This window comes from Tsukamurella spumae, assembly GCF_012396015.1.
Taxonomy (GTDB): Bacteria; Actinomycetota; Actinomycetes; order Mycobacteriales; family Mycobacteriaceae; genus Tsukamurella; species Tsukamurella spumae.
Genome location: NZ_JAAXOQ010000052.1, coordinates 1 through 11531 on the forward strand (window position 1 = coordinate 1; position 11531 = coordinate 11531).

At 71.8% G+C, this 11531-nt stretch carries 10 protein-coding genes; 2 read left to right on the top strand and 8 right to left on the bottom strand.

The window, feature by feature from the left end; all coding sequences use genetic code 11:
- Positions 1-210: 210 nt before the first annotated feature.
- The 4 genes from pntB to HF999_RS21615 form a co-directional block, all read right to left on the bottom strand.
- A complete protein-coding gene (gene pntB, locus HF999_RS21600; RefSeq protein ID WP_168547836.1) occupies positions 211-1662 on the bottom strand; it encodes a Re/Si-specific NAD(P)(+) transhydrogenase subunit beta in 1452 nt (483 codons plus the stop codon).
- Positions 1663-1665: 3 nt separating this feature from the next.
- Positions 1666-3192 (bottom strand): Re/Si-specific NAD(P)(+) transhydrogenase subunit alpha, encoded by a 1527-nt coding sequence (locus HF999_RS21605; RefSeq protein ID WP_168547837.1) that lies wholly within the window; start codon positions 3190-3192, stop codon positions 1666-1668.
- A gap of 260 nt (positions 3193-3452) precedes the next feature.
- A complete protein-coding gene (locus HF999_RS21610) occupies positions 3453-3959 on the bottom strand; it encodes a MarR family winged helix-turn-helix transcriptional regulator (RefSeq protein WP_168547838.1) in 507 nt (168 codons plus the stop codon).
- Positions 3959-4876: a D-isomer specific 2-hydroxyacid dehydrogenase family protein gene (locus tag HF999_RS21615; RefSeq protein ID WP_168547839.1), complete on the bottom strand. Its 918-nt coding sequence runs from the start codon at positions 4874-4876 to the stop codon at positions 3959-3961. The genes HF999_RS21610 and HF999_RS21615 overlap by 1 nt, the downstream gene beginning before the upstream one ends.
- Positions 4877-4985: 109 nt before the next feature.
- On the opposite strand from HF999_RS21615, the gene HF999_RS21620 reads away from it, so the two are divergent.
- Positions 4986-5603, top strand: coding sequence for a hypothetical protein (locus tag HF999_RS21620; protein ID WP_168547840.1), 618 nt, complete (start codon positions 4986-4988; stop codon positions 5601-5603).
- Positions 5604-5663: 60 nt separating this feature from the next.
- On the opposite strand, the gene HF999_RS21625 is transcribed toward HF999_RS21620, so the two are convergent.
- From HF999_RS21625 to HF999_RS21640, 4 genes are all read right to left on the bottom strand, one after another.
- Positions 5664-5921, bottom strand: a complete 258-nt coding sequence (locus HF999_RS21625) for an HPr family phosphocarrier protein (RefSeq protein WP_068573642.1) — start codon at positions 5919-5921, stop codon at positions 5664-5666.
- A gap of 64 nt (positions 5922-5985) precedes the next feature.
- Positions 5986-8034: a PTS fructose transporter subunit IIABC gene (locus tag HF999_RS21630; protein ID WP_168547841.1), complete on the bottom strand. Its 2049-nt coding sequence runs from the start codon at positions 8032-8034 to the stop codon at positions 5986-5988.
- A gap of 42 nt (positions 8035-8076) precedes the next feature.
- Positions 8077-9036: a 1-phosphofructokinase family hexose kinase gene (locus HF999_RS21635; protein ID WP_168547842.1), complete on the bottom strand. Its 960-nt coding sequence runs from the start codon at positions 9034-9036 to the stop codon at positions 8077-8079.
- Positions 9033-9803, bottom strand: coding sequence for a DeoR/GlpR family DNA-binding transcription regulator (locus HF999_RS21640; RefSeq protein ID WP_168547843.1), 771 nt, complete (start codon positions 9801-9803; stop codon positions 9033-9035). The genes HF999_RS21635 and HF999_RS21640 overlap by 4 nt, the downstream gene beginning before the upstream one ends.
- 102 nt (positions 9804-9905) lie before the next feature.
- Between HF999_RS21640 and HF999_RS21645 the strand changes: the two genes are divergently transcribed.
- The coding region (locus HF999_RS21645) for a phosphoenolpyruvate--protein phosphotransferase (RefSeq protein ID WP_168547844.1) at positions 9906-11531 on the top strand (1626 nt) is incomplete at its 3' end.

Below are 11531 nucleotides of genomic sequence, written 5' to 3' on the forward strand. Positions count from 1 at the left end.
ACCGCCGGCCCCGCAAGCGCCTCGACTGGCAGACACCAGCCGAGGCACTCGACCAACTACTATCCGAACAAGCAGCATAGAGCCGTGTTGCGCTAGCCTCTTGGATCCGCCGCAGGTCGGATTCTCCGTAACGGTGTTCAATTCGGGAGCGGAGAGCAGAAGGGCCCGGCACCGTCGTCACGACGATGCCGGGCCCGAGTACTGCAGCGATCAGCGCAGGGCGGAGAGGATGTCCTGCACGCGGTCCTTGGCATCTCCGAAGAGCATCGCCGAGTTGTCGCGGAAGAACAGCGGGTTCTGGACGCCCGCGTAGCCGGCGGCCATGGACCGCTTGAACACGATCACGTTCTCGGCCTCCCACACGGTGAGCACGGGCATGCCCGCGATGGGGCTGCTCGGGTCCTCGGACGCGGCCGGGTTGACCGTGTCGTTGGCGCCGATCACGAGCACCACATCGGTGTCCGCGAGGTCGTCGTTGATCTCGTCCATCTCGAGCACGATGTCGTACGGGACCTTCGCCTCGGCGAGCAGCACGTTCATGTGTCCGGGCAGGCGGCCGGCGACCGGGTGGATGCCGAACCGGACGTCGACGCCCCGCTTGCGCAGCTCACTGGTGAGCTCGGCCACGCCGTACTGCGCCTGCGCCACGGCCATGCCGTAACCCGGGGTGATGACGACGGACTTGGCGCCGGTCAGGAGCTCGGCGACCTGCTCGGCGTTGACCTCGCGGTGCTCGCCGTAGTCCTTGTCCTCCGCCGGGCCGGCCTCGATGCCGAAGCCACCCGCGATGACCGAGATGAACGACCGGTTCATCGCCTTGCACATGATGTAGCTCAGGTACGCACCCGAGGAGCCGACGAGCGCACCGGTGACGATCAGCAGGTCGTTGCTCAGCAGGAAGCCCGACGCGGCCGCGGCCCAGCCGGAGTAGCTGTTGAGCATCGAGATGACGACGGGCATGTCGCCGCCGCCGATCGACGCCACCAGGTGCCAGCCGAGGAACAGCGCCAGCGCGGTGATGACCCCGAGCAGGATCAGCGAGGCGGTGTCGTGATGCGTGTCGCGGGCGACGTACACCGCGGTCAGCACCACGAACAGCACCAGCGAGCCGACGTTGATGAAGTTCTTGCCGGGCAGCATGAGCGGCGCCGACTTCATCTTCCCGGAGAGCTTCCGGTTGGCGACGATCGAGCCGGTCAGGGTGACCGCACCGATGAAGATGCCGATCGCGATCTCGGCCTCGTGGATGTTGGTCAGCGACCGGACGTCACCGGGGTTCACGCCGGTGGTGTCGAAGCCCTCGAGGGCGCCGTTCCAGCCGATGAGCACGGCGGCCAGGCCGACGAAGGAGTGGAGCAGGGCGATCAGCTCGGGCATGCCCGTCATCTCGACGATGCGCGCGCGCCAGAAACCGATCAGGGCGCCGACGATGATGGCACCGGTCATGAGCACGACCGGCAACCACTTCAGGTCGAGGCTGTCGAGATCGAAGACCTTCTTCAGCACCAGCGCGATGGTCGCGACGAGCGCGATGCCCATGCCGGTGATGCCGTAGGTCAGGCCGCTCTTGGAGGACTCGTGCTTGGACAGCCCGGCCAGCGAGAGGATGAACAGAAGCGACGCGACGATGTACGCCGCGGTGGCGATTGCGGTGATGGTCATGGATCACGCCCCCTTGCTGAACATGGCGAGCATGCGGCGCGTGACCGCGAATCCACCGAAGATGTTGATCGAGGCGACCAGGATCGCGATCGTCGACAGCACGAGCACCGTCGTGTTGTCGCTGGCGATCTGCAGCAGCGCACCGACCACGACCACGCCGGAGATGGCGTTCGTCACCGACATCAGCGGCGTGTGCAGCGCATGCGCCACATTGCCGATCACGTAGTAGCCGATGACGATCGCCAGCATGAGCACGGTGAAGTGCTGCGGCAGCGGGTTCGGCGAGAAGCTGATCAGCAGGCCGAAGAGCAGGACGCCGATCAGGGTGAGCGAGACCTTCTTGGACGCCGACATCGGCTCCTTGACGGGCTTCGGCTCCACCGCGGCGGCGGGCGCCGCCTTCGGCGCGGCCGAGACCTGCACCGGCGGCGGCGGGAACAGCAGCTCACCCGCGCGGGTCACGGTGATCGACCGCTGGACCGGATCCTCGAAGTCGAGCACGAGCTGCCCGTCCTTCTCGGGCGTGACCAGCTTGAGCAGGTTGACGAGGTTCGTGCCGTACAGCTGCGAGGCCTGCGCGGGCAGGCGGCCCGCGAGGTCCGTGTACCCGATGATCGTCACGCCGTTCGGCGTGACGATCGCCTCGTCCTTGACCGCGCCCGCGACATTGCCGCCGTTCTGCGCGGCCATGTCGACGATGACGCTGCCCGGCTTCATCGACGCGACCATCTCCTCGGTGATGATCCGCGGCGCGGGGCGCCCCGGGATCAGTGCCGTGGTGATGATGATGTCGACGTCCTTGCACTGCTCGGCGTACAGCTGCGCCTCGCGGGCCTTGTAGTCGTCGTCCATCTCCTTGGCGTACCCGGTGGCCGAGACCTCGGCCTTCTCGTTCGCCACGGAGAGGTACTCGCCGCCCAGCGAGGCGACCTGATCGGCCACCTCGGGCCGCGGGTCGGTGGCGCGGACGATCGCGCCGAGCGAGCCGGCGGCACCGATCGCGGCGAGGCCGGCGACGCCGGCACCCACCACGAGCACCTTGGCCGGCGGGACCTTGCCCGCGGCCGTGACCTGACCGGTGAAGAACCGGCCGAAGACGTGCGCGGCCTCGACGACGGCGCGGTAGCCGGCGATGTTCGCCATCGACGACAGGACGTCCATCGACTGCGCGCGCGAGATACGCGGCACGGACTCCATCGCCAGCGCGGTCAGCTCACGTCGACGCAGGTCCTCGAGCAGCTCGGGGTTCTGCGCGGGGGCCAGGAGGCCCGCGACGGTCGCGCCGGGGCGCACACCGTCGAGCTGCGCGGCCGACGGGGCGTTGACGCCCAGCACGATGTCCGCGGTACGCGCATCACCGATCGACGCGCCCGCCTCGACATAGGCCTCGTCGGAGAACGAGGACGCCGCACCGGCGCCCGAGTCCACGACGACCTCGTAGCCGAGCTTGATCAGTTGGGCCACGGTGGCGGGGGTGGCGGCGACGCGGGTCTCGCCCGGGCGTGCCTCTTTCAAAGCTCCGATGATCATGCGCAGCACTCCCACTGCTGTCCCCCGAACGGGGACATGGTCGGTTCACCGACGTTCATTGGTTCGTTCCTGTCGTCCCTACCGGGGCACGCGGATGCGGCCCGGAGCTCCGGCAACAAGGGCGACGGCACACATGCATGCGCCCCCGCCGCGGTGTGAACGGGGGCGGATCCCGTAGAGCGCCTGGGGTCACCAGGCATCGGAGTAGACGTGGCCCGCCTGATGCTCAGAACAGTGGGCTGACCATAACACACCCAAACTTACTCAAAAGTAGGATGCTTAGCGACAGCAACCACCTGGTCGAGGCTGGTGTCCTCCGGCAGGTCGACGCTCGTATAGCGGTCGATGAGTGTCGCAAATGTGCGCAATTCGTCCGGCGACCAGTCGGCGGTCCGCGCGGCGATCCTGCGCCGCCACTCCCGGTCGGTGTCGGCCAGCACCTGCTCGGCGCGTTCGGTCAGATGCAGTCGCCGCGACCTGGGATTGGCCGGATCGGCGTCGCGGCGGATCAGGCCCCGCCGTTCCAGGCCCGCGAGCTGGCGGCTGGCGGTGGACTTGTCGATCGACACGGCCTCCGCGAGGTCGACGGCGCGGATCCCCGGCGATTCGTTCACCACGAACAGCAGGGTGAAGTCGACATAGGAGACCTCGGCCCCGACGAACCTGGCGTCGGCGCGGATCCGCTTCGCCAATCCGACGATGCCGCGGACGATGAGGTCCACTTCGTCGGGGGAACGCGGCGGGGCCCCGCGCGCGGCGCCGTCCATCAGTAGCCCCGGTCGCGATCGATCACGGCGAGCGGCTCCATACCGTTCGCGACGCGGCGCACGTTCACCTCGACGCGCTCGAGCAGCGCCGGGCGCAGGTGCTGCGGCGGGTTCGCGACGTGCGGGGTGATGATCGCGTTCGGGATCGACCACAGCGGATGGCCGTCCGGGAGCGGCTCGGGATCGGTCACGTCGAGGCCGACGCCGCCGATCCTGCCCGCGCGCAGCGCGTCGACCAGCGCGTCCGTATCGATCAACGACCCGCGCGCGACGTTGATCACCCAGGAGTGCGGCCGCAGCTGCGCCAGGACCCCGGCGTTCACCAAGGCGCGGGTCTCGGCGGTCGACGGTGCCGCCAGCACGACGTGATCGACGGCGGGCCACACCTCGTCGATCCGGTCCGCGGGGACGACCACGGCATCGTCGACGGGCCGCCCCGATCGATTGACCGCGACGACCTTGACCCCCAGCGCACGCAGCGCGGGGATGAGGTCGCGACCGATGCCGCCCGCGCCGACCACGGCCACCGTCGAACCGCCGAGGCGGCCCGTGCGCGCGGCGGCCGACGCCGGCTCCCACGAGCCCTCCCGGTGCCAGAGCCCGCGGACCCCGGCGAGGAGCAGCCCCAGGGCCTGCTCGGCGACGGTGCCGGAGTACGCGCCGGCCGCGGAGGTGAAGACGACCTGCGGGTGGCGGGCGAGAGCGCCGCTGCTGAGGAATCCCTCGATGCCGGCGAAGGGCAGCTGCACCCAGCGCACCCCGGCGGGCAGCTGCGGGAGCGGCGAACGCGAATCGGTCCAGACGAGGCCGGTGGCACGCGCGAGGGGGCCGGGAACACCGCCGCCCGCGGTGATCGCGGCATCGAAATCGGAATCGGGCTTCGGCCCCACGGCGACGACGAGCGCATCCTGTGACATGCACGAAAGCCTAGTGAGCGGGCGGTGATGACGTGCCCAACCGCGCCGACGCGCCGTGTTAAAACTGAGACTTGTGTTAACTCATGAGTCTCAAGTTAAGATTGAGACTATGGCCATGCCCCTCTTCGACCACGCGCAGCCCCGTCTCGCCGCGCTCCGTCGTCGCCTCGCCGCGACGACGATCGGCCGACGATTCGACGAGGTGCGGCCCACCACGGCCTGGAAGGTGGCCAGTTCGGTCGTCTACTCGGGCATCATCGCCGTCGCCGTGATGGGCGTCGCGGTCCTGCTGCTGGGCGTCAAGCCCGCCAGCCCCGAGGTCGCGCCGGTCAGCGCTGTCGAGGTGGGGGACTGCGTGACGGTGTCCGGCGGGAACGCCGTGCGCACGGGCTGCGACGGCGACGGATTCAGCTTCGCCGTCGCGGAGAAGCTCGCCGCGAAGACCGCGTGCAGCGTGCCGAGCTACGCCCGCGTCGAATCCGCCGGCGCGACGCTGTGCGTGGTCCCGCGGCTCACGCTGGGCAGTTGCTACCAGGTCAGACCCGACGCGGCCGCGACCACCGACATCCGGCCCGTCACCTGCCCGACCGCGCTGGGCAGCGCACCGTCGAACGTGATCCGCGTGACCGAGCGGGCGGCGGGCGCCCCGTTGACCTGCCGGGGCTCCACGGCGCTCAACTACGCCGCGCCGCAGCGCGTGAGCTACTGCATCGCACCGGTGAACTGACCCACGACGCACGGGAGGGGCGGCCGGATCACCGGCCGCCCCTCCTGCTCGCGGAAGGTGCTACGCGTCGAGGTCCTGGGCGACGAGGGCCGCGATCGCGTCGACCGTGCCCTGATCTGCGGATTCGACGGTGACCTCCACGCCCTGCTCGGCGCCCAGGGTCATGATCATCAACGCCGAGCCGGCGTCCACCGGCTCGCCGCCGGCGACCGCGAGGGTGACCTCGTGCCCCGACTCGTTGACGGCATTGGCGATCACGGCCGCCGGGCGGGCGTGCAGGCCGACGGCCGATCCGACGGTGACGGTGGTGCTGGGCATGTCTCTCCTCGTGGGGTGGTGTTCTACTCGGCGCGGCCGGTCGGCCACGGACTCGGGTCCAGTATTACGCGGCGACGGCCGCGGGCTCAGCGGATTCGACGGCAGCGGCGCTGCTTCGGGTGAAGGACTTGGCGGCGACGACGGTGACCGCACTGACGACCACGCCGACGGCGAGCGCGATGAGGAACTTCCACCACGTGCCGTTCATCGCGAACAGGACGAAGACGCCGCCGTGCGGGGCGCGCAGCTGGGCGCCGAGCGCCATCGACAGGCCGCCGGTGACCGCGCCGCCGAGCATCATGGAGGGGATCACCCGCAGCGGGTCCGCCGCCGCGAACGGGATGGCGCCCTCGGAGATGAACGAGGCGCCGAGGAACCAGGCGGCCTTGCCGTTCTCCCGCTCCGGCTCGGTGAACAGGCTCGGGCGCAGGACGGTGGAGGCCAGGGCGAGCGCCAGCGGGGGCACCATGCCCGCCGCCATCACGGCGGCCATCATCTCCCACTGGGCCGGACCGGCACCGGCCAGGCCGAGGCCCGCCACGCCGAAGGCGTACGCCGCCTTGTTGACCGGGCCGCCGAGGTCGAAGCACATCATCAGGCCGAGCACCACGCCGAGCGCGATCTTGGAGCTGCCGCTCATGCCGTTGAGGGCACTCGTCATCTCCTCGTTCACCCAGCGCAGCGGGCCGGCCAGGATCATGTACATCAGGCCGCCGGTGATGAGCGTGGCGAACAGCGGGATGATGACCACCGGCATGAGTCCGCGCGCCCACTGCGGCAGCCGCAGCTTGCCGATCCACAGCGCGACGACGCCCGCGAGCAGGCCGCCGACGACGCCGCCGATGAAGCCGGCGTTCACCGTCACCGCGAGTACGCCCGCGACGAATCCCGGTGCGAGACCGGGACGATCGGCGATGGCGTAGGCGATGTAGCCGGCGAGCACCGCGACCATGAGGCCCATCGCCGCCCCACCGATGGCGAAGCTGACGGCGCCGAGGTACTGGAGCAGCCCGCCCGGAGGCAGGTTCCAGAGCGAGTTGTGCAGGGCGTAGTACGCACCGTCGGACATCCCCTCGGACACGGTGCTCTTGCCGATCTGGTAGCCCGCCAGGAGGAAGCCGAGCGCGATCAGCAGGCCGCCGGCCGCGACGAACGGGATCATGTAGCTGACGCCGGTGAGCAGCGCCTGCTTGAGCCGACCGCCGATCCCCACCTGCGCGGCGGCGGACTCGGTGCTCGCGGCGGCGGCACCGTCGACCCGCGCGGCGTTCGGATCCGTTGCGGCGGAGACCGCCTCGGCGATCATGACATCGGGCTCGTTGATGCCGCGCTTGACGCCGGACGCGACGACGGGCTTGCCCGCGAACCGATCCCGGCCCTTGACGCCCACATCGGTCGCGAAGATGACGGCCCCCGCATCGGCGATGGTCTGCGCCGACAGCGGCGTGGAACCCGAGGAGCCCTGGGTCTCGACCGTGAGCTCGACGCCCGCGCGCTCCGCGGCCAGCTTGAGCGCGTCGGCCGCCATGTAGGTGTGCGCGATCCCCGTGGGGCAGGCGGTGATCGCCACCAGGGAGGGCTTGCCCGACGGTGCGCTCGTCGCCGGCGCCGCCGCGGCCGGAGCGGCGGTGGCCGCGGGCGTTGCGGGCGTTGTGGGCTTCGGGGCGATGACCTCCTCGACGAGGGCGACCACCTCCTCCGGGGTCGCGGCGGCGCGCAGCGATGCGGTGAACTCGGGACGGACGAGCGCGCGGGCCAGTGCGCTGAGCAGCTTCATGTGCTGCGAGCCACCGGATTCCGGCGCGGCGATGAGGAAGACCAGGTCCGCGGGACCGTCCGGCGCACCGAAGTCGACCTTCGGATCGAGGCGGGCGAAGCCGAGGCTGGCCGCGGTGACCGCTGCGGAACGGCAGTGCGGAATGGCGATCCCGCCGGGAAGACCCGTGGCGGACTGCGCCTCTCGGGCGAGGGCCGCCTCGACGAGGCCGTCCACCGAGGTGGATCGGCCGGCGTCGGTGATGCGCCCGGCGAGGTAGCCGATCACCTCGGTCTTGTCGGCGCCGGCCGACACGTCGAGCGCGACCAGGTCGGTCGCGATGATCGATTCGGTCATGGGTGTTCTCCGGTTCTACGGGTGTGGATCGTCGGGAGGGGATCAGAGGGCGGTGACCCGCACGTCGGTGACGGCGAGCTCCTCGGGTCGGGGCGCCTGGGTGCCCGGCAGTGCGGCGGCCGCGGCGCCGTAGGCGACCGCGAGGGACAGGCACTCGGGCGGCTGGGCGCCGCGCTCGTGCGCGATGAGGTATCCGGCCAGGGAGCTGTCGCCGGCACCGACGGTGCTCCGCACCGTGATCGGCGGGGGTGTGGCGGTCCAGGCACCGTCGGCGGTGACGAGCAGTGCTCCCGCGCCGCCGAGGGTGGCGAGGACGGCCGCCCCGGTGGCCCGGTGGAGCTCCCGCGCCGCATTCAGAACCGGAGCGGGATCGCCTGCGGCGGAGCGGGATTCGAACTCCGCGCCCGCGGCGGGATCGCGCCCCACGAGCTCGGCGAGCTCCTCGGCGTTGGGCTTGAGCAGCGCCACGCCGCGCACCGCGGACGCGGCGAGCGCCGCACCCGAGGTGTCGACGGCGATCCGCGGACCGTCGGGCCCGGCCCCGAGGCGCTCCGCGAGACGCGCGTACCAGTCGTCGGGCAGGCCCGGCGGGAGCGAACCGCACAGCGCGAGCCAGGAGGCGCCGCCCGCCGTCGCGATGACGGCCTCCTCGAGGGCCTGCACCGTCTGCGGCCGCAGGTGTGGTCCGGGGGCGTTGAGCTTGGTGGTGGTGCCGTCGGGCTCGGTGATGGTGATGTTGTTGCGGACCTCGTGGCCGACGGGCACCGGGATGGCCGGGACGTCGAGCCGGGCGAGGGCGACGAGCAGCGGGTCGCCCTGATCGGCGGGCAGGACCGCGACGGTGCCCGCACCCGCGGCGTGGACCACGCGGGAGACGTTGACGCCCTTGCCCCCCGGGTCGGCGGCGGCGCCCTGGGCGCGCTGCACGGCGCCGCGCTGCAGGGGCGTGCCCAGCGCCACGAGCCGGTCGAGGCTGGGATTCGCGGTGACGGTGACGATCATCGGGCGACCTCCACCTGCACACCGTGCTCGACGAGCGCCGCGGCCAGGTCCGACGGGACCGGCGCATCGGTGACGAGGACGTCGATCGCATCGAGCGGAGCGAAGGCGATGAGGCTCTCGCGCGCGAACTTGGTCGAGTCGACGACGAGGACCACGATGTCGGCGGCCCGGACCATCGCGGTCTTGACCGCCGCCTCGTCGGCGTCGGGCGTGGAGAGCCCGCGCTCGGCGCTGAGGCCGTTGGCGCCGATGATGGCGACGTCCGTGCGCAGGCCCGCGATCTCGGCGACGGTGCCGGCGCCGACGGCGGCCTGGGTCAGACCGCGCACGCGACCGCCGAGCAGCCGGAGCTCGACGGTTTCGCGGGTGGACAGCGCGGCGGCGACGGGTACCGAGTTGGTGATCGCGGTGATGTGCAGGTTCGTCGGCACCTCCCGGGCCGCGGCGATCGTGGTGGTACCCGCGTCGAACAGGACCGAGCCGCCCGCGGGCGGCAGGAAGCGCCGGGCGGCGACGCCGATGGACCGCTTCGCCTCGGAATTGGTGCCCTCGCGCTCCCCCAGCCCCGATTCGGCCCCGGCCAGGACGCCCGCGGCGACGGCGCCCCCGTGCACGCGACGAACGCCGCCGAGCCGCTCGAGCGCGTCCAGGTCGCGGCGCACCGTCTCCGGCGTGACGTCGAACCGCTCCGCCAACTCGATCACCGACGCGCGGCCGCGCCCACCGACCAGCTCACCGATCGCGCGCTGTCGTTCTTCCGCGTACATCGCCCCTCCGAGTTCGTGGGATTCTGTGGTTTTCCCTTTGCTTTTTCTGGTTTTACGCCTGTTTGTGTTGACAAGTCAAGGGGATTTCGTAATCTAGGTCACATGAGTTCGCAGCAGTCGACCGCATCGCACGTCCTCACCGGAACCCCCGTGGTGCCGGGGGTCGCCTACGCCCCGGTCATGTGGCCCGGTGCCCGGCCGGAGGTGCCGCCGCCCGTCGATCTGCCCGAGGACGACCGCGCCGCCGAAGCCGTCCGGTTCTCCACCGCCGCGCAGGCCGTCGCCGATCGCCTGCGCCTGCGGGCCGCACAGGCCCAGGGCGCGGCCGCCGAGGTCCTCGGCGCGAACGCCGGCCTCGCCTCCGACAAGGCGTGGATCGGCACCACTGAGAAGCTGATCGCCGCGGGCACGCCCGCCGCGAACGCCGTCGCCGCTGCCACCGAGCAGTTCGCGGACATGTTCACCAAGCTCGGCGGCCTGATGGCCGAGCGCGTCACCGACCTGCGGGACGTGCGGGACCGGGTCGTCGCCGAGTTGCTCGGCGGCCCCGAGCCCGGCGTGCCGGTGCCGGACGCACCGTCGGTCCTGCTGGCCGACGACCTCGCCCCCGCCGACACCGCGGCGCTCGACCCCGCGCTGATCGTGGGCATCGGCACCCGGCTCGGCGGGCCCACCAGCCACACCGCGATCATCGCCCGGCAGCTGGGCATCCCGTGCATCGTCGGCCTGGCGGAGGCCGGCGCCGTCGACGCCGGGACGCCCGTACTGCTCGACGGCGGGGCGGGCACCGTCACCGTCGCCCCCGACGAGGACGAGGCGCGGGCGCTCGTGGCCGAGTCGGCCCGGCAGGCGGCGGAGATCGCCCGGTGGCGCGGTCCCGGACGCACGTCCGACGGTGCCGCCGTCGCGATCCTCGCGAACGTGCAGGACGGGGCCACCGCGCGGGGCGCCGCCGAGCGGCAGGTCGAGGGCGTGGGCCTGTTCCGGACCGAGCTGGCCTTCCTGGACCGCGCCGACGAGCCCTCCGGCGAGGAGCAGGCTGCGCTCTACCGCGAGGTGATCGACGCCTTCCCCGGGCAGAAGGTCGTGATCCGGACGCTGGACGCCGGCTCGGACAAGCCGCTGAAGTTCGCCGACCACGGCGAGGAGGAGAACCCGGCGCTCGGCGTCCGCGGGATCCGCATCGCCGAGGGCGACCCCGGCCTCCTCGAGCGGCAGCTGGACGCGATCGCGGCCGCCGCCGTGGGTGCCCAGGCGCAGCCCTGGGTGATGGCACCGATGATCGCCACGCCCGCCGAGGCTCGGGACTTCGCCGCGCGGTGCCGCTCCCGCGGACTGGTCGCCGGGGTGATGGTCGAGGTTCCGGCGGTGGCCCTGTGCGCCGATGCCGTGCTGGCCGAGGTCGACTTCGTCTCGATCGGCACCAACGACCTCACCCAGTACGCGATGGCGGCCGACCGGATGAGCACCGAGCTCGCGGCCCTCACCGACCCCTGGCAGCCCGCGGTGCTGCGGCTGATCGAGCTCACCGGGCGGGCCGGCACGGCCGCGGGCAAGCCCGTGGGCGTGTGCGGCGAGGCTGCGGCCGACCCGCTGCTCGCGTGCGTCCTGGTGGGCCTCGGCGTGACCTCGCTGTCCTGCGCGGCGGGTGCCGCGGCGGCCGTGGGCGCCCGGGTCGGCGGCGTCACCCTGCAGCAGTGTCGCCGGGCGGCCGAGGCGGCGGTCGCG